The 21,266-nt window shown below is 70.0% G+C and carries 16 protein-coding genes; 3 read left to right on the top strand and 13 right to left on the bottom strand.

Annotated features, from left to right (window positions below; all coding sequences use genetic code 11):
• Positions 1-10: 10 nt before the first annotated feature.
• From OG766_RS26710 to OG766_RS26695, 4 genes are all read right to left on the bottom strand, one after another.
• Positions 11-886: a carbohydrate ABC transporter permease gene (locus OG766_RS26710; RefSeq protein WP_266388339.1), complete on the bottom strand. Its 876-nt coding sequence runs from the start codon at positions 884-886 to the stop codon at positions 11-13.
• A gap of 19 nt (positions 887-905) precedes the next feature.
• Entirely contained in the window at positions 906-1,871 is a 966-nt protein-coding gene (locus OG766_RS26705) for a carbohydrate ABC transporter permease (RefSeq protein ID WP_266388341.1), read from the bottom strand.
• Between the two features lie 3 nt (positions 1,872-1,874).
• On the bottom strand, positions 1,875-3,311 hold the full coding sequence (locus tag OG766_RS26700; RefSeq protein ID WP_328726351.1) for an extracellular solute-binding protein: 1,437 nt from the start codon (positions 3,309-3,311) through the stop codon (positions 1,875-1,877).
• Positions 3,312-3,448: 137 nt separating this feature from the next.
• Positions 3,449-4,456, bottom strand: a complete 1,008-nt coding sequence (locus OG766_RS26695; RefSeq protein ID WP_328726350.1) for a LacI family DNA-binding transcriptional regulator — start codon at positions 4,454-4,456, stop codon at positions 3,449-3,451.
• A gap of 161 nt (positions 4,457-4,617) precedes the next feature.
• Between OG766_RS26695 and OG766_RS26690 the strand changes: the two genes are divergently transcribed.
• Both OG766_RS26690 and OG766_RS26685 read left to right on the top strand, forming a co-directional pair.
• Positions 4,618-6,294: a sensor histidine kinase gene (locus OG766_RS26690; RefSeq protein ID WP_266388349.1), complete on the top strand. Its 1,677-nt coding sequence runs from the start codon at positions 4,618-4,620 to the stop codon at positions 6,292-6,294.
• Positions 6,291-7,001 (top strand): DUF7342 family protein, encoded by a 711-nt coding sequence (locus tag OG766_RS26685; protein WP_266388350.1) that lies wholly within the window; start codon positions 6,291-6,293, stop codon positions 6,999-7,001. The genes OG766_RS26690 and OG766_RS26685 overlap by 4 nt, the downstream gene beginning before the upstream one ends.
• Before the next feature lie 54 nt (positions 7,002-7,055).
• Here OG766_RS26685 and OG766_RS26680 read toward each other — a convergent pair whose 3' ends face one another.
• From OG766_RS26680 to OG766_RS26670, 3 genes are all read right to left on the bottom strand, one after another.
• On the bottom strand, positions 7,056-8,648 hold the full coding sequence (locus OG766_RS26680; RefSeq protein ID WP_328726349.1) for a solute symporter family protein: 1,593 nt from the start codon (positions 8,646-8,648) through the stop codon (positions 7,056-7,058).
• Positions 8,645-9,259, bottom strand: a complete 615-nt coding sequence (locus tag OG766_RS26675; RefSeq protein ID WP_328726348.1) for a DUF485 domain-containing protein — start codon at positions 9,257-9,259, stop codon at positions 8,645-8,647. The genes OG766_RS26680 and OG766_RS26675 overlap by 4 nt, the downstream gene beginning before the upstream one ends.
• A gap of 139 nt (positions 9,260-9,398) precedes the next feature.
• Positions 9,399-11,516: a DNA gyrase/topoisomerase IV subunit B gene (locus OG766_RS26670; RefSeq protein WP_266388356.1), complete on the bottom strand. Its 2,118-nt coding sequence runs from the start codon at positions 11,514-11,516 to the stop codon at positions 9,399-9,401.
• Between the two features lie 435 nt (positions 11,517-11,951).
• On the opposite strand from OG766_RS26670, the gene OG766_RS26665 reads away from it, so the two are divergent.
• Positions 11,952-12,182, top strand: a complete 231-nt coding sequence (locus tag OG766_RS26665) for a DUF7455 domain-containing protein (RefSeq protein ID WP_266388359.1) — start codon at positions 11,952-11,954, stop codon at positions 12,180-12,182.
• A 227-nt stretch (positions 12,183-12,409) separates the two neighbouring features.
• Here OG766_RS26665 and OG766_RS26660 read toward each other — a convergent pair whose 3' ends face one another.
• From OG766_RS26660 to OG766_RS26635, 6 genes are all read right to left on the bottom strand, one after another.
• A complete protein-coding gene (locus OG766_RS26660; RefSeq protein WP_266388362.1) occupies positions 12,410-13,243 on the bottom strand; it encodes a S1 family serine peptidase in 834 nt (277 codons plus the stop codon).
• A 194-nt stretch (positions 13,244-13,437) separates the two neighbouring features.
• A complete protein-coding gene (locus OG766_RS26655) occupies positions 13,438-15,006 on the bottom strand; it encodes an RNA polymerase sigma factor (protein WP_266388365.1) in 1,569 nt (522 codons plus the stop codon).
• Between the two features lie 347 nt (positions 15,007-15,353).
• A complete protein-coding gene (locus tag OG766_RS26650; RefSeq protein ID WP_266388368.1) occupies positions 15,354-16,241 on the bottom strand; it encodes a FadR/GntR family transcriptional regulator in 888 nt (295 codons plus the stop codon).
• Between the two features lie 159 nt (positions 16,242-16,400).
• Positions 16,401-18,260, bottom strand: coding sequence for an ATP-binding cassette domain-containing protein (locus tag OG766_RS26645; protein ID WP_328727531.1), 1,860 nt, complete (start codon positions 18,258-18,260; stop codon positions 16,401-16,403).
• Between the two features lie 220 nt (positions 18,261-18,480).
• Complete coding sequence (locus OG766_RS26640; RefSeq protein WP_266388372.1) at positions 18,481-19,239, bottom strand: NUDIX hydrolase; 759 nt, start codon at positions 19,237-19,239, stop codon at positions 18,481-18,483.
• Between the two features lie 85 nt (positions 19,240-19,324).
• Positions 19,325-21,235, bottom strand: coding sequence for a glycogen debranching N-terminal domain-containing protein (locus OG766_RS26635; RefSeq protein WP_328726347.1), 1,911 nt, complete (start codon positions 21,233-21,235; stop codon positions 19,325-19,327).
• Between the last annotated feature and the right edge of the window lie 31 nt (positions 21,236-21,266).

Here is a 21,266-nt window from a genome sequence, read left to right as displayed (position 1 = left end):
GCGAGGGGCGTCAGCCCTTGAGTCCGCCTGCCGTCAGTCCGCTCATGATGTTCCGCTGGAAGACCAGGAAGATCAGCAGCGTGGGCACGGACGCGATGGTGAGGGCCGCGATGAGGACGTTCTCCGGTACTCCGCTGGCGAGGGAGTAGATCCCGACGTTGAGGGTCTGCTTCGTCGGGTCGGGGAGGGTGAGCATCGGCCAGAGGAAGTCCTTCCAGACGCCGACGACCGCGAAGATGGAGACGACGCCGAGGACGGGCCGGGAGATGGGCAGCACCACGGACCACAGGGTGCGCACCCGCGATGCCCCGTCGATGGAAGCGGCGTCGAGCAGCTCTCGCGGGATCGAGTCGAAGAACCGTTTGAGCAGGAAGATGTTGAAGGCGTTGGTCACGGACGGAAGCCAGATCGCCCAGGGGGAGTTCAGCAGGTTCCGCTCCACGATCGGCACGTCCAGCACGGTCAGGTACTGCGGGACGACGAGGACGGTCGCCGGGATCATCAGGGTGGCGAGCATCATCCCGAGGATCGCCCTGCCGAACACGGGCCGGAGCCTGGAGAGCGAGTACGCGGCCGCGACATCGAGCACGAGCTGGAACGCGAGTGCCCCGAAGGCGTAGTACAGCGTGTTGAACAGCAGCCTGGCCAGGTCCATCACCTCCCATGCCCTGCTGTACGTCTCCGGGTGCAGCGAGCCGGGGACCAGGGTCGGCGGCGACTGCACCACCTCCTGGGTGGACTTCAGCCCGCCGGTGACCATCCAGTACAGCGGCCCGAGGAAGACGACCGTGAAGAGGACGAGGACCAGCGCGAGGACGGTCCAGTAGACGTACCGCGCGTGCGGCCGGCCCAGTTGTGCGGGTGAGATGAGCGTCCGGGTGGTCATGTGCGTCGCGCTCCCCCGTTCATGCGTCGTCGGCGGTGCGGCTCAGCCGTACGTAGGCCGCCGAGAAGCCGGCGAGCAGGACGAGCAGCACCAGGCCGAGCGCCGCCGCGGCCCCGTAGTCGTTGAAGTTGAAGGCGTACTGGTAGATGAGATAGACGACGGTCGTCGTGGACCCCTCGGGGCCCGCGCCGTTCGTCAGCAGGAACGGCTCCGTGAAGACCTGCATGGTCGCGATGATCTGCATCAGCAGCATCAGCGAGAGGATGAGCCGCGTCTGCGGGACGGTGACGTGCCAGATCTTGCGCAGCAGTCCCGCACCGTCCAGTTCGGCCGCTTCGTAGAGCTCGCCCGGGACGGCCTGGAGGGCGGCCAGGTAGATGAGCGTCGCACCGCCCATGTTCATCCAGGTGGCGGCGATGACGACGGAGAGCATCGCGGTGTCCGGGTCCTGGAGCCACTGCTGCTGCGGCAGGTGGAGGGTGTCGAGGATGCTGTTGAACAGGCCGTACCCGGGGTCGTAGAGGTACTTGAAGAGCAGGACGGACGCGACCGGCGGCAGCATCACCGGCAGATAGACCAGCAGCCGCAGATACGCCTGGGCGTGCCGGAACTCGTTGATGACGAGCGCGACGACGAACGGGACGGCGAAGCCGAGGACGAGGGCGAGGCCGGTGAAGAGGAGAGTGCCCCGCCACGCCTGCCAGAAGGCGGGGTCGGCGAAGACCGTCCGGAGATTGTCCCAGCCGGCCCAGGTGGTGCGTCCGTCCTCGGTCTTCTGGAAGGCCAGCAGGAACTCCCTGACCATCGGGTACCAGGAGAAGAAGGAGAAGCAGAGGACGGCGCCGATCAGGAAGGAGTGCGCGGAGAGGTGGTGGCGCAGGGCTCGCAGGAACGCCTCACGGGACGTCGCACGCGGGCGGGAGCCGGAGGCACGGCGGATGCGCGCCTCCGGCTGCTCGCTCGTGGAGAGGGTGGGGGCCGACATGGGCTACTGGTTCGCCAGGATCTGGTTCACCTGCTGCTCGGCGGTGGAGAGCAGCTTGTCGATGTCGGCGTCCTTGTTGGTCAGGATGCCGGACATCACGTTGTCGAGGACCTTGTAGATCTCCTGGGCCTTGGGCGGTTCGGCCTTGCCCTTGACCGGGTTGTCCATGAACGCCTTGAAGTTGGCGACCGGCATGGTGGCGTGCTGGGCACGCTGGGCGTCGTCCTTGGTCTTGCTGTCGTTCAGCCAGAAGTTCGGCTGCGGGAGTCCGACGGGCAGGCCGTCGGCCTTGGTGCGTGACCACGCGAACTGGCCCTTGCCGACGGTGAGGTTCTTGAAGTTCAGCCAGGCGATCGCGGCCTTGATCTTGTCCGGAGAACTCCCCTTCTTGATCATGTAGTTGTTGCCGCCGAAGAGCGTGCTCTTCTCACCGGGGATCGGGCCCATGCCGAAGTTCTCGTACTTCGCGCCGAGTTGCTGGACCATGTACGTGATGTCGTCGGGCGCGGCCAGGAACATGCCGAGCTTGTCGGAGGCGATCTGCTTCTGCAGGTCACCCCACTTGAGCAGCTGGGTCTGGCCCATGCTGTCGTCGTCCCAGCGCATCGCGTGGAGGTTCTGGGCGATCTGCCTGCCCAGCTCGTTGTTGAACGCGGCCTTCGCGCCGCTCGTGTCGACGATGTCACCGCCGAGGCCGTAGGTGGTGGCGGTGAAGTGCCAGCCGCCGGTGTTCCCGGCGCTGTACTCGCCGAAACCGGCGACGCCCTTGCCGAGGCCGGCGATGGCCTTGGCGGCGGTGCGGACCTCGGCCCAGGTGCGGGGCGGGTTGTCCGGATCGAGGCCGGCCTGCTCGAAGAGGCTCCGGTTGATCAGCAGACCCATGGTGTAGTTGCTGGTCGGGAGGCCGTAGAGCTTGCCCTCCTTGGTGAGCGAGCTCATGACGTCCGGGTCGATGTCCCCCAGCGCCGGGACCGTCCTGTCGGTGACATACGCGGAGATGTCGGCGGCGCCGTCGTTGTCGAGCACCTGCTCCAGGTCCGTGAAGTAGGTGTAGAACACGTCCGGCTGTGACTTGGCCTTGAGCATCGCGGTGAAGCGGGGCGGCTCCAGGCACTGCCCGGGCGTCGACTTCCCCTCGATCCTGACGTTCGGGTACGTCTTGTTGAACGTCCTGACGTCCTCGTTCCACTCCTTGAGTTCGGCGGCCTTGGCGGGCGGCGGCATGCAGTCGATGGTCAGCGTCACCTTGGCCTTGGGGTCCAGGGGCGCCGACGGATCGGAGGAGCCGCCTCCCTCCGAGTCCCCGCCGCCGTTGTCGCTGCTGCTCGTGCCGCAGGCGGCGAGCGACGCGGTCAGCGCGAGGGCGGTCAGGAGGGCGGCCGCGGAGGTGCGGCGGGTACGACACGTGCTACGCGAACGACGGAACCGGGCACTTCTCATCGGTGGTCCCCTTCGGGCATGAGCGTGGAAGGCCTTCAGCAGACGCACTGCTGGAGGCGTCGCTCACTCAACCACCGACAACAGATGGCCGCAATATGTCGCGCAGGCTTTGTAAAACATCGACAGGGATACGCAGATCAGCGAGGCACCTGTGCCGTGGAGCCGCGTACCACCAGTTCCGGCTCGAAAAGCAGCTCGTCGGGGGGTACGACGCCGCCCTGGATCTGGGCGCAGAGCAGCTCGACGGCGGCACGGCCCATGGCCTCGATGGGCTGGCGGACGGTGGTCAGCGGCGGCTCGGTGCAGCTCATGAAGGCGGAGTCGTCGTAGCCGACGACCGACACGTCACCGGGGACGGTGAGTCCGCGCCGGCGGGTGGCCCGCACGGCGCCCAGCGCCAGCGGGTCGCTCGCGCAGATGATGCCGGTGACCCCACGGTCGATGAGGCGCGTGGCCGCGGCCTGACCGCCCTCCAGGGAGAACATCGAGCACTCCAGGAACTCCTCGGGCAGCTCCCGCCCGGCGGCCCGTGCGGCCGCCTGCGCGGCGGCACGCTTGCGCCGGGACGGCATATGGTCGGGCGGGCCGAGGACGAGACCGATCCGCTCGTGCCCGAGCGACGACAGGTGGCGCCAGGCCTGCTCGACGGCGACGGCGTCGTCACAGGCGATGCAGGGGAAGTGGAGGTTGTCGATGGACGCGTTGACGAGGACGACCGGGATCTTCCGGTCGGCGAGCCTGCGGTAGTGGTCGTGCGGGGCGTCCGCCTGGGCGAACAGCCCGCCGGCGAAGACCACCCCGGACACCTGCTGCTGCAGCAGCAGGTCGACGTAGTCCTCCTCGGAGACGCCGCCCTTGGTCTGGGTGCAGAGCACCGGGGTGAGCCCCTGCTGAGCCAGCGCACCACCGATGACCTCGGCGAACGCGGGGAAGATGGGGTTCTGCAGCTCCGGCAGCACCAGCCCGACGAGCCGGGCGCGCTCGCCGCGCAGCTGGGTGGGCCGCTCGTAGCCGAGGACGTCCAGCGCGGTCAGCACGGCCTGGCGGGTGGCGTCCGAGACACCCGGCTTGCCGTTGAGGACCCGGCTGACCGTGGCCTCGCTGACTCCCACCTTGTTCGCCACCTGAGCAAGTCGTCGCGTCATGAACGCAAGACTAGCGCAAGTCATGCAAACGGCTTGCGTCCCTCGTCATGCTCAGCGGCAAGCGGTTTGCCCATCGCGCAAACCCGGTGGTGCGTGACCTGCGTCTCGGGAGCAGCGAGGGATTTTCCGAAGGGTGTCCGGGCCCTTTACCGTGCATCTGTATGAGCCCCGCACCGACCGGCCCCCCAGGCGCACCCCCGAGACGGTGGCGGTTCGGCTGGCCGCGGCGGGTCTTCGCGCAGGTCCTGCTGATGCAGCTGGCCATCGCCACCGGTGTCACCGTCCTCGCCACCGGTCTCTTCCTGGCGCCGCTCAGCGCCCAGCTGGACGACGAGGCGATGCGCCGTGCGCTCGCCATCGCCGAGACCACGGCGTCACCGAAGGTCGCCGAGGGGCTCCTCACCTCGCAACCGTCCGTACGCGGCCCGGTCCAGCGCGAGGCGGAGCGCATCCGGCACAGCACCGGCGCCGAGTACGTCGTGATCATGGACGCACGCGGGGTGCGCTGGTCGCACACCGACCCGGAAGAGATCGGCGAGGTCGTCTCGACCGACCCCAGCCGGCCGCTCGCGGGCGGACATGTGATGGAGATCGACAGCGGTACGCTCGGCCGCTCCGCCCGCGGCAAGGTCCCGCTCCGTGACGACGAAGGCCGGATCATCGGCGCCGTCTCGGTCGGCATCGAGTACGACAGCGTCCGCGACCGGCTGCTCGCCGCGATCCCGGGGCTGCTCGCCTACGCGGGCGGCGCACTGGCCGTCGGCGCCCTCGCCGCGTACATGATCTCCCGACGGCTCCAGCGGCAGACCCACGACCTCGCCTTCTCCGACATCTCGGCGCTGCTCGCCGAGCGGGAGGCGATGCTGCACGGCATCCGCGAGGGCGTGGTCGCCCTCGACCGGTCGGGCCGTATCCGGCTCATGAACGACGAGGCACAGCGTCTCCTCGGTCTCGGCCCCGAGGACACCGGCCGGCCGCTGGACGAGGTCCTCGGTGAGGGCCGCACGACGGATGTGCTGGCCGGCCGGGTCACCGGCGAGGACCTGGTGACCGTGAGGGGCCATCGGGTGCTCATCGCCAACCGGATGCCGACGGACGACGGAGGCGCGGTCGCCACGCTCCGCGACCGCACCGAACTGGAGCAGCTCGGCCGTGAGCTGGACTCCACCCGCGGTCTGATCGACGCGCTCCGCGCCCAGGACCATGAGCACGCGAACCGTATGCACACGCTGCTCGGGCTGCTGGAGCTGGAGATGCACGAGGAGGCCGTGGAGTTCGTGACCGAGGTCGTGGGCGTGCACCGCGCCACCGCGGAGCAGGTCACCGAGAAGGTCCACGATCCCCTGCTGGCCTCGCTGCTGGTCGGCAAGGCGACGGTGGCGGCCGAGCGGGGCGTCTCGCTGCGGATCGCGCCCGCGACGATGCTGCCCGACCGTCTGGTGGACCCGCGCGGGCTGGTGACCGTCGTCGGCAATCTCGTCGACAACGCGCTGGACGCGGCGGCCGGGTCCGAGGACCCGCGCATCGAGATCGAGCTGCTCGGCGAGGGCCGCACGGTCGTCCTGCGGGTCTCCGACAGCGGGCCGGGGGTGCCTGCGGAGCAGCGCGATCTGATCTTCACCGAGGGCTGGTCCACCAAGGAACTGCCGGCTCACGGCAAGAGAGGGCTCGGGCTGGCCCTGGTCCGGCGCTTCGCGGAACGGCAGGGCGGCAGCGCCCGGGTCACCGGGGCGGGCCCGGACCTGGGCGGCGGCGCGGAGTTCACCGTCGTACTGCCCGAAGCCCTGGCGGAACCGGGGCTGGAGCCGGGACTCGCGACGGTGGGAGAGACACGATGACCGCGGTGCCCGATGCGCCGATCAACGTCCTGGTCGTGGACGACGACGTCCGGGTCGCAAAGATCAACGCGGCGTACGTGGCCAAGGTGCCCGGCTTCCGGGTCGCGGCCCTTGCCCACTCGGCCGCCGAGGCGCTCGCCCGTATCGCCGAGGTGCCCGTGGACCTGATCCTGCTGGACCACTACCTCCCGGACGAGAACGGGCTCGCGGTCGTCCGGGAACTGCGCCGCCTCGGACTGCAGACGGACGTGATCATGGTGACGGCGGCCCGTGATGTGGCCACCGTCCAGGCGGCCATGCGGCACGGCGCCCTCCAGTATCTGGTGAAGCCGTTCACCTTCGCCGGCCTGCGCACCAAGCTGGAGGCGTATGCGGCCCTGCGCCGCACCCTGGAGGGCGGCGGGGAGGCCGAACAGGCGGAGGTGGACCGCATCTTCGGCGCCCTCTCCGCCACGGCCTCCCCGGACCTCCCCAAGGGCCACTCCCCCACCACCGCAGGGCTCGTCCGCAAAGTGCTCCTGGCCGCCGATGACCCTCTCTCGGCCCAGGAGATCGCCGAAAGCGCCGGCGTCAGCCGCCAGACGGCCCAGCGCTATCTCAAGCTCCTGGAACGCTCGGGCCGTGTCCGGCTCTCCCTGCGCTACGGCGAAACGGGCCGCCCCGAGCACCGCTACGCCTGGACGGCGAGCGGCCGGAACCAGTCATGACCTCGGAACCAGTCCTGACCTCGGAGCCCGTTCTCGGCCGGGGCTCTGGTCCGGTCACACCGCGCCCGCCCCCGTGAGCGCCCGTACCTCCGTCTCGGCGTGCTTCGCCTCGTCCGGCTCGTCCGCCGAGGTGATGGTGCCGATCCAGCCGGCCAGGAAGCCCAGGGGGATGGAGACCAGTCCGGGGTTCTGCAGGGGGAAGAGATGGAAGTCCAGCCCCGGGAACAGCGCCTCCGGGGTGCCGGAGACCACGGGTGAGAGCAGCACCAGCAGTACCGCCGGGATCAGTCCGCCGTACACCGACCACACCGCGCCGCGGGTGGTGAAGTTCCGCCAGAACAGCGAGTAGAGCAGCACCGGCAGATTGGCCGAGGCGGCGACCGCGAAGGCGAGACCCACCAGGAAGGCCACATTCAGGTCGCGGGCGAGCAGGCCGAGCGCGATCGCGGCCGCGCCGATGCCGGCCGCGGCGAACCTCGCCACCGCGACCTCGCTGTGCTGCTTCGCGTGGCGGCGCTTCAGGGACGCGTACAGATCGTGCGCGACCGACGCCGAGGACGCGAGCGTGATCCCCGCGACGACCGCGAGGATCGTCGCGAAGGCGACCGCGGCGACGACGGCGAACAGCACCGTGCCGCCGGTGGAGCCCGCGCCTCCGCCGAGATCGAGGGCGAGCAGCGGAACCGCCGTGTTCCCCGCGGCGTTCGACGCGCGCACGTCGTCCGTGCCGAGGATGGCCGCCGCGCCGAAACCGAGCACGATCGTCATCAGGTAGAAGCTGCCGATGAGAGCGATGGACCAGACGACCGAGCGGCGGGCGGCCCGCGCGGTCGGGACGGTGTAGAAGCGGGACAGGATGTGCGGCAGTCCGGCGGTGCCGAGCACGAGTGCGAGCCCGAGGCTGATGAAGTCCAGGCGCGCGGTCCAGTCTCCGCCGTACCGCAGTCCCGGCGAGAGGAAGTCCTTGCCGTGACCGCTCTGTTCGGCGGCGGTGTTGAGCAGCTGGTTGAAGTCGCCGTGGAAGCGCGTCAGTACGAGCACGGTGAGCACGATCGCGCCCGCCATCAGCAGCACGGCCTTCACGATCTGGATCCACGTGGTGGCCCGCATCCCTCCCAACGACACATAGACGACCATCAGGGCGCCGACACCGATGACGGTCCATGAGCGTGCGGCCTCGCTCGTCCCGCCGAGGAGCAGAGCCACCAGACTTCCCGCCCCCACCATCTGCGCCAGCAGATAGAGAACGGAGACGGTGACCGAGGAAGTTCCCGCCGCGATACGGACCGGTCGCTCGCTCATCCGGGCGGCGACGACATCGGCGAGCGTGAACCGCCCGCAGTTGCGCACGAGTTCGGCGACGAGCAGCAGAACGACCAGCCAGGCGACGAGGAAGCCCACGGAGTAGAGCATTCCGTCGTAGCCGTAGAGCGCGATGAGTCCGGAGATCCCGAGGAAGGAGGCGGCCGACATGTAGTCGCCGGCGATGGCGAACCCGTTCTCCATGGGCGAGAACAACCGCCCGCCCGCGTAGAACTCCTCAGCCGAGCCACGACGGTTGCGGCTCACCCAGGTGGTGATCGCCAGGGTCACCACGATGAAGGCGCTGAACAGCAGCAGCGCCAGGGTCTGGTGGTCGCCGGTCAACGCTCGCTCTCCCACGTCGCCTCGGTCCCACGTGCCGGCCCTGCGTCACGTTCCGTCATGGCACCGTGAGCCGGCTCCGCGCCGTGGGCCGGCTCCGCGCCGTGGGCCGGCTCCGCGTCGTAGGCCGAGCCCGTACCCCGTGCCGGTTCCGTGTCCCGTGTCCGGTCGAAGACCGTCCACCGCAGATCCAGTGCCGCACGGTCCCGGCGCAGCCGGGCGTGCCGGGCGTACGCCCAGGTCAGCAGGAAGGTGCTGAGGAACTGCCCGAGCCCTGCCACCAGGGCCACGTTCACCGCCCCGGCGACCGGCCTCGCCATCAGCCCCGGTGCGGCGGTGGCCGCGACGACGTACGCCACGTACCAGGCGAAGAAGGCGAGAGTGGCCGGGACGACGAACCGCCGATAGCGGCTGCGCACCTCCTGGAAGGCCGCACTGCGGTGCACTTCCAGGTAGATGTCGCTCGCCCGATGGCGGTGCTCCCCGGCTCCGGTGGCTTGGGGCACGGCCGGCCCGCCCGCTCCGTCCAGTTCACCCCAGCCGGAGGCCAGCGCGTCGTACCACGGGTCGTCGATGCGCACCGCCTCGGCGCCCCGGCCTTGCTGCTTCTCCACGCTCTGCTCTTCTCCTTGTCAGCGAACCATTTCGGCCGCGTGCCCAAGGATGGACAGAACGGGGAGATCCCGGACTCTTCTCTCCTTCTCTTCACCCCATCAGGTGACGGACGTTGTCACTCCGCCCCTGAACGTGCTGTCAGGCGTCGATGCGTGAGCGGTCCAGCGTGGCCGCGGAGCTGGTGATGAACTCCTTGCGCGGCGCGACCTCGTTGCCCATCAGCAGGTCGAAGACGTGCTCCGCCGACTCCAGATCGCCGATGTTGATCCGGCGCAGCGTGCGGTGACGCGGATCCATCGTGGTCTCCGCGAGCTGGTCGGCGTCCATCTCGCCGAGGCCCTTGTAGCGCTGGATGGAGTCCTTGAAGCGGATGCCCTTGCGCTGGAACTCCAGCAGCGTGGAGCGCAGTTCGTTGTCCGAGTAGGTGTACACGTACTTGTCCTGGCCCCGCTTGGGCTGGATCAGCTCGATCCGGTGCAGCGGCGGCACGGCGGCGAAGACCCGGCCCGCCTCGACCATCGGCCGCATGTACCGCTGGAAGAGCGTGAGCAGCAGACAGCGGATGTGCGCGCCGTCGACGTCGGCGTCGACCAGCAGGACGATCTTGCCGTACCGGGCTGCGTCGATGTCGAAGGTCCGGCCGGAGCCCGCCCCTATGACCTGGATGATCGCTCCGCACTCGGTGTTCTTGAGCATGTCGGAGACGGACGACTTCTGGACGTTGAGGATCTTGCCGCGGATCGGGAGCAGGGCCTGGAACTCGGAGTTCCGGGCGAGCTTGGCCGTACCGAGCGCCGAGTCGCCCTCGACGATGAAGAGTTCGCTCCGCTCGACGTCGTCGCTGCGGCAGTCGGCGAGCTTGGCCGGCAGCGAGGACGACTCCAGGGCCGTCTTCCGGCGCTGCGCCTCCTTGTGCTGGCGTGCCGCGATACGCGTACGCGCGGCGGCGACGGCCTTCTCCAGGACCGCGCGGGCCTGCGCCTTCGCATCGCGCTTGGTGGAGGTCAGGAACGCCTTGAGCTCCTTGGCCACGACATTGGCGACGATGCGGTTGGCCGCGGAGGTGCCGAGGACCTCCTTGGTCTGGCCCTCGAACTGCGGCTCGGCGAGCCGCACGGTCACGACGGCGGTCATGCCTTCGAGTGCGTCGTCCTTGACGATGTCGTCCTCGGCGACGCGCAGCAGCTTCGCGGAGCGCAGCACCTCGTTGACCGTCTTGGTGACGGAGCGCTCGAAGCCGGTGACGTGGGTGCCGCCCTTGGGGGTGGCGATGATGTTGACGAACGACTTGACCGCGGTGTCGTAACCGGTGCCCCAGCGCAGGGCGATGTCGACGGTGAGGTCCCGGGTGACCTCAGTGGGTGTCATGTGGCCGCGGTCGTCGAGGACCGGCACGGTCTCCTTGAACGTACCGTTACCGGTCAGCCGCAGAACGTCACATACGCCCTTGTCCTGGGCGAGGTACTCGCAGAACTCGCTGATGCCGCCGTCGAAACGGAAGATCTCCTGCGACTTGCCCTCGCCCTCCAGGTCGCGCTCGTCACGGACGACGATGGTGAGACCCGGCACGAGGAAGGCGGTCTGACGGGCACGCTGGTGGAGCGTGTCCAGGGAGAGCTTGGCGTCCTTGAGGAAGATCTGCCGATCCGCCCAGTAGCGGACGCGCGTGCCGGTACGGGTCTTGGGCACCCGCTTGCCCTTGATCAGCCCGTTGGCCGGATCGAAGGGCGCGTCGGGGCCCGACTCGGTGAACATGCCGGGCACACCGCGGCGGAAGCTGATCGAGTGCGTCGCACTGCCGCGGTCCACCTCGACGTCGAGGCGGGCGGAGAGGGCGTTGACGACGGAGGCGCCCACGCCGTGCAGACCGCCGGAGGCCGCGTACGAGCCGCCGCCGAACTTTCCGCCGGCGTGCAGCTTGGTCATGACGACCTCGACGCCGGACAGACCGGTCTTGGGCTCCACGTCGACGGGAATGCCCCGGCCGTTGTCCCGGACCTCCACCGAGCCGTCCTCGTGGAGGATCACCTCGATGTGGTCGCAGTACCCCCCGAGGGCCTCGTCCACCGAGTTGTCGATGATCTCCCACAGGCAGTGCATGAGGCCACGGCTGTCGGTGGATCCGATGTACATACCCGGTCGCTTGCGAACCGCCTCGAGCCCCTCGAGGACGAGCAGATGCCGCGCGGTGTAGTTGGAACCGTCACGGTCTGCGGTCAGCAGCGCACTCGACGGCACGGACGTTTCGGCGGTCACGCGGTTCGCTCCTCGCTGAATTTGAATCTGGCCCTGTGGGGGTAAGGGCCCGGCATCGGTCGCCGGTCAGAGGGTACCGAGGCCTGGTAGAGCCGATGTAACGCCACCCTCATGATTCAACATGCTAGTGCAGAGTCGCATACACGTTCGATCCCTCGATGGAGTGACGCGCACATCACGTTCCCTTCCGGGCATGAACCATTTAGGCTCCGGGCACGTCCTCATGAACAACCGGCAACCCCGCCGGGAGGACTGAACGACCGAGACAAGCAAGCGAAACCGTAGTGCGAAGCAATACGGCACATTCGCCGCCAACCGGCAGCAGACAGCCACCTTGAGAAGAAGTTTCAAGGAAAAGGCACGAGCGGGAACGTTTTCGGCCTGGTTGGATGTTGACCCTGGTACGACAGCTCGTCGAGCTAGAGAAGAGGCGACGTGACTACTGTTCTGACCCCCGCGAGCCCCCTGACGGCCGCTGACCGCTGCGACCGCTGCGGTGCCCAGGCGTACCTGCGAGTCGTCCTGACAAGCGGCGGTGAGCTGCTCTTCTGTGCCCACCACGGGCGCAAGTTCGAGCCGGAACTCAAGAAGATCGCCGCTGAGATACAGGACGAGACGGACCGACTGACGGCCGTACCGGCCGGCGCCGGAGAAGACGAGCGCTGACCCCGCCCCTCCCACCGACGAGCCAAAGGGCCGGTCCGGGACCGGCCAATGGGCGGCCACCTCCTCGCAGAGGTGGCCGCCCATTCTCGTAACTCTGAGCCGCACAGCGCTTTACGGTGCGCCACCGCACGTGGGCCATGCATCGTCGGGCATATCCGGGAACCCGTCATTTCCCCCTTGAGCCCGGTCACCGTAAGCGTTCGATATGTGACCAACTGCTCCTGGCCTCACAGCTTGTCGGCCACCGTGGGCAGCACCTCGGAGACCCGGGTGTAGACCCCAGGACTGTCCGCGCGGCCACATCCGCTGCCCCAGGACACGATCCCGATCAGCCGCCCCTGCGCCACCAACGGGCCACCGCTGTCCCCCTGGCAGGCATCGTGCCCGCCCTTCGCGTCCCCGGCGCACAGCATCGTGGCGGGCGTGTAGCGGCCTCCCAGTGCGGTGCCGGGATACGCCCGCGCGCACACCGTGTCCGGCTGTACCTGTACGGGCGCGGCGCGTAGCGCGGAGGCGTACGTACCGGCCCCTGTCGTGTCACCCCAGCCGTAGACCGCCGCGGCGGTACCCGGCGTGTTCGCGGCATCACCACGAGCCGCCGTCTTGATGACGTGGCCGACGGGCAGCGCGCTCGCCAGGGTGAGCACGGCCAGGTCCGACGAGCTCGTCCGCGGGTCGTACGCGGGCGCGATGAGCACATGCTGTACCGGGACCTCCTGGCCGCCCGGCGCCCGCAGATCCTCGCGCCCGGCGATCACCCGCAGATCCCGCACCTCGCTCACGGCCGTCCCGAGCACCTCCCTGCCGAGACAGTGGGCCGCCGTGAGCACCTTCGTCGGCGCCACCACGACACCGCCGCAGAACTGACCGGCCCGGATACCCCCGAACCGGTCACGGCTTGACAGGGCGACGACCCAAGGCGTGTCGGCGGACCGCACCGGAGCACCTCCGATGATCACGCTGTCGGCAGCCGCCGGAGCCGGGGAGGCGAGCGGCGCCAAGGCGGCCGCGGAGGCCAGGGCCAAGGCGCCCGTCAGGGCTCGGGTGATGGGGCGTCGCATGGGCGGTCTCCTGACTCTCCGGTGATCTGCGTCCACTCAGGGTCGATCAGACCGCCACGGTCCGCACCCGCGCGACATCGGTGAGCAACCGGTCCTGGCCGCGACGCGGTCGCCGCCCCTCGCCGAAAAGGCCGAGGGCCCGGTTCCCTCGCGGGAGCCGGGCCCTCGTACGGGCGATGCCGCCCTCGTTCTTCCTAGTCCAGGTAGTCGCGCAGCACCTGGGACCGCGACGGGTGGCGCAGCTTCGACATCGTCTTGGACTCGATCTGACGGATGCGCTCACGCGTCACGCCGTAGACCTTGCCGATCTCATCGAGAGTCTTCGGCTGACCGTCGGTGAGACCGAAGCGCATGGAGACGACACCCGCCTCGCGCTCCGACAGGGTGTCGAGCACCGAGTGCAGCTGCTCCTGGAGGAGCGTGAAGCTGACCGCGTCGGCCGGGACGACCGCTTCGGAGTCCTCGATCAGGTCACCGAACTCGCTGTCTCCGTCCTCACCCAGCGGGGTGTGCAGGGAGATCGGCTCACGACCGTACTTCTGGACCTCGATGACCTTCTCCGGGGTCATGTCGAGCTCCTTGGCCAGCTCCTCCGGGGTGGGCTCGCGGCCCAGGTCCTGGAGCATCTGGCGCTGCACACGCGCGAGCTTGTTGATGACCTCGACCATGTGCACCGGGATACGGATGGTGCGGGCCTGGTCGGCCATGGCGCGGGTGATCGCCTGACGGATCCACCAGGTGGCGTACGTGGAGAACTTGTAGCCCTTGGTGTAGTCGAACTTCTCGACGGCGCGGATCAGACCGAGGTTGCCCTCCTGGATCAGGTCCAGGAAGAGCATGCCGCGACCGGTGTAGCGCTTGGCGAGCGAGACGACCAGCCGGAGGTTGGCCTCCAGCAGGTGGTTCTTGGCGCGGCGCCCGTCCTCGGCGATGATCTCCAGCTCGCGCTTGAGCTTCGGGGCGAGCTTGTCGGAGTTCGCCAGCTTGTCCTCGGCGAACAGGCCCGCCTCGATGCGCTTGGCCAGCTCGACCTCCTGCTCGGCGTTGAGCAGGGGGACCTTGCCGATCTGCTTGAGGTAGTCCTTCACCGGGTCGGCGGTGGCACCGGCCGCCGCGACCTGCTGCGCGGGGGCGTCGTCCTCGTCCTCGTCGGAGAGGACGAAGCCGGCGCTCTCGGTGCCCTCGGGCTCGTCGGCGCCCGCCTTGCCGGGCTGCGCCTCCTCGAGTGCTTCCTCGCCCTCGGCCAGCTCGTCGGTGTCCTTCTTGGCGGCGGTCGTCTTCTTCGCGGCCGTCGTCTTCTTGGCGGCGGTCTTCTTGGCCGCCGTCGTCTTCTTCGCCGCGGTCTTCTTCGCCGCGGCCTTCTTCGCGGGCGTAGCGGTCTCGTCGACCGTGTCACCGACGGTCTCGTCGGCCGTGGCCGCCGGTGCGGCGGTGGCCGCGACGGTCTTGGCCGTGGCCGTCTTGGCCGCGACGGTCTTGGTGGCGGTGCGCTTCGCCGGGCTCTTCGCTGCGACGCTCTTGCGGGTGCGCTTGGGCGACTCCGCGGCACTGACCATCAGCGTCACACCCTCTTCCTCGAGGATCTGGTTGAGGCTGCGCAGAACATTCTTCCACTGGGTTGGCGGAATCTGGTCAGCCTCGAAGGCCCGACGCACGTCATCGCCGGCGATCTGCCCATCAGCCTTTCCCCGCTCGATGAGCGCCATCACAGACTCGGACTCGGCGATCTCCGGCGGGAGCGTACGGGATGTGCTGGCCGACACGAACAACCTCTCGGAACGATGGAAAACGGCTTCCGGCCCCGCCCATGATCGGGCCGGAGCCGACGACCGCCGGTTGGGGATGTACCGACGGCGCGGGCTGGACCTCAGAGCTGAACAGCGTCGTGAACGACGTCTGTATTCCCTCCTCGGCTGTCACCTCTTAGGTCATCGCACTGTTTCGAGGAGTGTTACGCCCAATCCGCGTGGCCCGAGTCACACCTCATTTGCGACTAAACGACCAAATGGGGAGTTCGCTCCATATTCGCCTCCACAATCGTGTCGCCGGACCCGAGGGTCCGGCGACACACGATGGGTACGCCTCGGAACGCCCCGGCCGCGGCCGCGGTTCAGTGCTCGCGCGGGGCGGGCACGACGCGCTCCACCTCCGGGTGGACGGTGAGCAGTTGGCGCATGGCCGACTCGGCGCCGTGCGCGTCGCCGGCGGCGAGGGCGTCGACGATCCTGGCGTGGTGCGCCAGGGACGCCTCGTAAGGGCGGTCACAGCCGGCGACCGGCCCTCCGGAGACCTGGAGAGCGGCGGCGACGATGCCGGACAGGTGCTCCAGCATGCGGTTGCCCGCGACCTGGATGAGGAGGGAGTGGAACTCGGCGTCGGCGCGCGTGAAGGTGATTCCGTCACCCTGCGTGAGCGAGTGGCTCATGATCTCGACCATGTCGCCGAGCCGCTGCTGCACATCCTCCCGGCCGTGGCCCGCGGCGAGCCGGGCCGCGAGCGGCTCGATCGTCCAGCGGAGCTCGCTCAGCTCACGGCGCTGGTCGTCACGCTGCGGGCCGAAGGCGCGCCATTCGATGATGTCGGCGTCGAGCAGGTTCCAGTCGCTGACCGGGCGGACCCGGGTGCCGACGTTCGGGCGGGCACTGACCAGACCCTTGGCCTCGAGGACGCGCAGCGACTCCCGGACCACGGTGCGGGAGACCTCGAAGCGCTGGCCGATCTCCTCCGGTACGAGCGGACGGTCGGCCCCGAGGTCGCCGGAGACGATCATCTGGCCCAGCTGCTGGACGAGTTGACCGTGCAGCCCGCGCCCCCGGCTGCCCGCCGTACGGCGTCCGGCCCGGCCCAACTCGGTTTCCGTGGCGTCCCAGGCCGGGGGTCCGACGCGGTCGACGCCGGGCACCTCCGGGTAGGGGTAGCGGTCGAGATCGCCCGGGCCGGCGAGGCCGGACTCGGCGGGGCGGGCGGCGGTCATCATGGTGTGCGCAAGGGTACTCACGCATCCTTTGTCGGCGCGCCCCCTGCCACCCTTGAGGTCTTTGGTGAAAAGCACACGAAAGGGTGATCGGCGCCCGCCTCTCAATTGACGCCTTATAGGGAAGAAACGGTCATTCCCCTGGGAGTTACGGGCAGCTCATCGCACTGCGAACCGAAGTGGTCACCAACGCGCCCTGCCGCGAAGGCCGATGAACAGATACGTGCAGAGCAGAACCGAGAACGACAATGCCAGGGCCGTGCCCACGGGTTGGACGAGCATGCGCAGCCCCGCCAGCAGCCAGCGGTCCACCTCGTAGGGCCACTGCACCCACATCAGCTCACGCAGACGGATCGGGAGTCCGGCGACCGAACGCCCGGACGCATCCGCGAACGCCTTCTGTACCAGCGGAACCACGACCATCGGTACGGCCAGCACGGCCGCCACTCCCGCGTCGGTGCGCCGGAAGATCCCCGCGGCGAGCAGCCCGGACCAGGCGCAACCGATCAGAAGGCCCGTCCAACTCGTCGACAACGAGACCCAGTTCTCCGGCAGAGGCAAGGGCTCGGCACCGTAGAGAAGCCACAGCACCTGCGCGTCGAGCACGACGACGGCGCAGCCGATCAGCAGCGCGGTGACGGCCGACACCATGAGCTTGGCGAGCAGCAGACCGAGGCGGCGGGGGACCGTTCCACCGGCGGCCGCCAGCGCCGGATAGCGGAACTCCTCTCCGAAGGAGAGCGCACCCAGCAGACCCGCGGCCAGCGCGGCGGGCGGCAGCGGCAGCGGTCCTGGCCATGCGGCCAGAAGGTTCGGCAGCGGCGTGCGGCCGGTCTGCGCGAGGAGCGCGGAGAGCGTGGCGGAGACGACGAGCACCGCCGCCACGATCACATGGGTCGTCCGGACACCGAGCAGGCGCCGCAGTTCGTACCTCAGCGGCTGAAGCGGCTGCAGGGGCGCACGCCGGGGGCGGGAGGGGAGGCTTGGCCCCGGTGCCCCTCGCGTCGCACGGGAAGGCTCCCCTGGGCCGCGCAGGCCGGTATCGGCGGGGGCGGGTGGTGCGGACGCGGTGGCGGGAACGCCCGGTACGGGCGTGGTTGGTGTGCGGGGGGTCGGCGTGCGCGTGGTCGGCGTGCGCGTGGTCGCTGTGGCGTGCGGAGTGGCGGCGGGGCCTGCGTCGCCGATCTCCTGGGCGAGTTGGTGGACGAGGATGCCGTGCCGGAAGGCGGTCTCGCCGATCTCGGCGCAGCTGCTGCCGTACACGGAGAGCCGGCCGCCGCCCTCGGTGACGACTTCGACGGAGCGGCGTGCGGCCCGGGCCTCGCGGCCGACCACCGTGGCGAGCCGCGCAGCGTGCGGGGTGCGGACCGCGACACGTGGCCGCAGCCGGGTGCGGGCGAACTCGGCCACGTCCTGGTCGGCGACGAGCCGGCCCCCGTCGATGGTGACGACGCGATCGGCGGTCCGGGCGGCCTCCTTGGGGTCCGCGGTCGTGTAGAGAACGGTCCCGCCATGCGCGGCATGAGCACGCAGCAGTCCGAACAGCCAGCTGTTCTCACGCGGTGAGAGGCCGCGGGCGGGGTCGTCGAGCAGCAGGGTGTGAGGGTCCCCCAACAGGGCGGCGGCGAGGCCCAGTCTGCGGTCCATGCCGAGCGAGAGCGTGCCGAGACGCGTGTCGCGCAGAGCGGCGATGCCCACGACGTCGAGCATGTCGTCGGCGCGTGAGACGGGCACTCCGGCGGCGGCACAGAGCATCCGGAGCTGACCGCGTGCCGTGCGGGCAGGATGGCCGGGAACCACACCCAGCAGCGCACCCACTTCCCGGGCGGGACCCGCGATGGTGTGCAGCGGGCGGCCGCGGAAGTACGTGACGCCACGCCCCGTCTCGAGTTCGAGCATCAGACGCAGGGCCGTCGTCTTGCCCGAACCCGGAGCCCCGAGCAGCGCGGTGACGTCGCCGGGCCGTGCCTCGAAGGTCAGATCGTCCACCATGGGCGGGAGGTGTCGGCGGGGCGTGCTGGTGAGTCCGATGGCCTGGAGCATCGCTTCCCTCGCGGAGGTGTGACCGCTCGGCGGCAGGGCGGTACGCGGCAAGTGCGGATACCGCAGCACGATAACGCGACATTTCAGACTTTGGACGCAGCGTCGGAGGCGGGGTGGGTGTCAGATCGTCGGAACGCGCTGACGAGCGCGGGACGGAGGGGGCCTAGGGGAGACGGAGTCGCAGGGCGTCGCGAGCCCAGTAAGACCCGCCGGACACCCCCTAGACCTCGGGGCGCAGCATGGGCGGATTCAGGAGGGTCGCGCCCCCGGCCCTGAACAACTGTGCAGGGCGCCCGCCCTGGCGAGTCGTGGTGCCTCCCGACGGTACGAGGAAGCCCGGCGTGCCGGTCACCTTGCGATGGAAGTTCCGGGGATCCAGCGCGACGCCCCACACCGCCTCGTACACCCGCCGCAACTCGCCGACGGTGAACTCCGGCGGGCAGAACGCCGTGGCCAGCGACGAGTACTCGATCTTGGAGCGGGCCCGCTCCACGCCGTCGGCCAGGATCCGGGCATGGTCGAAGGCGAGCGGCGCGGCCTGCTCGTCGTCCCGGGCGCCGTTCTCCTGGTTCAGCAAGCTCTCGACGGGTGCCCAGCGCGCGCTGTTCGCGTCACCGCCGGCGCGCGGCGCCGGCAGATCCGGGGAGAGAGCGAGATGCGCGACGCTCACCACCCGCATGCGTGGGTCCCGCTTCGGGTCGCCGTAGGTGGCGAGCTGTTCCAGATGGGCCCCGTTGTCGGGCGCGGGCGAACCGGGGTCGTGCACGCACAGCCCCGTCTCCTCGACGAGCTCGCGCGCCGCCGCGCCCGCAAGGTCCTCGTCGGCCCTGACGAACCCCCCGGGCAGTGCCCAGCGCCCCTGGTACGGCGGCTCTCCGCGACGGACGACCAGGGCACACAGCGCATGGCGCCGCACGGTGAGCACGACCAGGTCGACGGTGACAGCAAAGGGCGGAAAGGCCGACGGGTCGTAGGGCATGCCGCGATCATAGTCGTCTCCCTGACGATAAACACTCCCTTCGTGATCGGGAATGACGACTTCTTCATGCGCCGGCCCCATCCGGTCACACGCCCAACTGGAGTCCGTCGGCAGCTTCCTCGACCATCCCGAGTCCGAGCCTGCTGACGCGCACCGCGAACGGCTCCCCGGCGACCCGGAGCCCGGACAACCGCACGGCCCCGAGGGGCGCAGAGCGCAGCGGACGCAGAGCGACCGTGCCCGCCGGGGCGTCCGGCCCGATACCCGCGAGCGCGCCGAGGAGGTGGATGCCGGCTGCGGCGGACACGGCCGCCGGGCGGCACGCGGCAGGGTGCGGAAGCGGCACGGCGCCTGTCGTGCGCTGCTCCCCCGCGTACATGTCCGGGAGCCGATGGCCGAAGGCCTGCGCGGCATCGAGCACCCCGCGGAGCAGGGAACTCGCTTCCTTCTCGTATCCGGCCGCTGCCAGGCCGGCGACCGCCACGGCCGTCTCGTGCACCCGCACCGCCCCGGACCGGTGCCCGTACGGATTGTGGCCGGGCTCCTTGGCGCCGAGGCTGCGCAGTCCCCATCCGGTGTCGAGGTCGGGGGCGCCGAGGAGTCGTGCCAGCTGTTCCGTCTGCACCTTGTCGAGCAGCCCGGGTGCGGGACGGCCGCCGCTGGTGAGCCCCGTGTCCAGGAGGTGCGCCGCGCCGCCGCCGAGATGAGGCACCGGCCGGCCGTCGCGGGCGCGCGCGGCCGCGGGCCTGCCACCCGTGCGGTCGTCGATCCAGAACCCCTCCCGGAACGCACGGCGCATGGCACCGGCCCGCTCCCGCCACCAGCCCGCCCCCGGCCGTCCGGACGCCTCCAGCAGATCGGCGCCCAGCACGGCGGCCCGGTGCGCATGGGCCTGTGTCTCGGCACGCTGCGCCCCGGCGGAGCCCGGCTCGGACAGCAGCCCGTCCTCACCCGCGGCTGTACGCAGCCAGCGCAGGCAACGCTCGGCCGCGGGCAGCAGCTCGTGCAGCTCCTGCTCGGGGAGCCCCCAGCGCCATGCTTCGGCGAGAACGGCTGGAAACGCGAGCGTCGCTTCGACTCCGGTGCAGTTGGGCGGGAGATGCGGGCCCGCGTCCCGGAGCGGTCCGGGGATCCGGCCGGCGTCCCGGCCCGTTCCACCGAGCTGGGTCCTGGCGAGCGTGCGCAGCGTGCCCGTGGCCAGACGCGTGCCGACCGGGAGCGCCATGCGCACCGCCCAGAGGGCTTCGGCGGGCGCGAGACCGCAGCGCCACGGCACACCCGCCGCGGGATACACGTCAAGGGGATGGTCCTGGTCGCGCAGGAGCAGCGCCTCCAGGTCGGCCAGGCATGTCCGGAGCAGGCTCCGGACACGCGGATCGTCGCCCTCCACCTCCGCGTCCGCCGGTGGACCGGCTCCGTGGCACCGGGGACGCCGCACCATCGCCTCCGAGCGGACGCGGACTTCGATGGTGTGCGTCCCACCGGGTGCCAGCTCGAGCTCCCATCGCAACAGTCCCGCCGAGGCGAGCGCGTCCCTGGGAGGCGGGTACGCGGTGACGGCGACGCGACAGCCGTTCGCGGTCCAGCGCAGTCCTCCGTCATGGACGCTGGCGGGCAGCTCGGGCCCGGCACGGCCCGTCGCCACCGCGGCCAGCTCCGCGAGATCGGTGCCGAGTGCGAGCTCGACCGGGAGCCTGACGGTCCGGGCGGACCAGCTGCGCAGGACGATGCGTTCGCTGCCGTCGGCATCCCGCGATCGCTCCACACCGATCTCGGGATCGGGCCCTGCGTCGCCATGGGTGCGTGCCACGCCGAAGAACGTTGCCCGGTCCGCGGAGACGAGTCGTCCCTGGACCACGACCGGTTCACGTCCGGCGATCCGCAGCCGGCTGCGCGACAGCAGCCTCCGGCCCGCGCGATAGACCCCTTCCAGACCTGCTCCGGTGAGCTGGCCGTGCTCCGCGGACACCGCCAGGCTCGGCAGCGCGACGCACATGAGGGTGTGGTGCAGCGGTGGCGGGTCTCCC

The organism is Streptomyces sp. NBC_00259 (genome assembly GCF_036181745.1).
Taxonomy (GTDB): Bacteria; Actinomycetota; Actinomycetes; order Streptomycetales; family Streptomycetaceae; genus Streptomyces; species Streptomyces pratisoli.
This window is presented reverse-complemented; position numbering and strand designations above follow the sequence as displayed.

Coding starts and splice junctions, on each gene's coding strand:
- OG766_RS26635 (WP_328726347.1), bottom strand. CDS start 21,235: ATGTGCGTCGCGCTGCCGAGCCTGGCGGTGTCCGCGGAGCACGGCCAG.
- OG766_RS26660 (WP_266388362.1), bottom strand. CDS start 13,243: ATGCGACGCCCCATCACCCGAGCCCTGACGGGCGCCTTGGCCCTGGCC.
- OG766_RS26700 (WP_328726351.1), bottom strand. CDS start 3,311: ATGAGAAGTGCCCGGTTCCGTCGTTCGCGTAGCACGTGTCGTACCCGC.
- OG766_RS26695 (WP_328726350.1), bottom strand. CDS start 4,456: ATGACGCGACGACTTGCTCAGGTGGCGAACAAGGTGGGAGTCAGCGAG.
- OG766_RS26645 (WP_328727531.1), bottom strand. CDS start 18,260: ATGCTCCAGGCCATCGGACTCACCAGCACGCCCCGCCGACACCTCCCG.
- OG766_RS26705 (WP_266388341.1), bottom strand. CDS start 1,871: ATGTCGGCCCCCACCCTCTCCACGAGCGAGCAGCCGGAGGCGCGCATC.
- OG766_RS26690 (WP_266388349.1), top strand. CDS start 4,618: ATGAGCCCCGCACCGACCGGCCCCCCAGGCGCACCCCCGAGACGGTGG.
- OG766_RS26710 (WP_266388339.1), bottom strand. CDS start 886: ATGACCACCCGGACGCTCATCTCACCCGCACAACTGGGCCGGCCGCAC.
- OG766_RS26640 (WP_266388372.1), bottom strand. CDS start 19,239: ATGCCCTACGACCCGTCGGCCTTTCCGCCCTTTGCTGTCACCGTCGAC.
- OG766_RS26685 (WP_266388350.1), top strand. CDS start 6,291: ATGACCGCGGTGCCCGATGCGCCGATCAACGTCCTGGTCGTGGACGAC.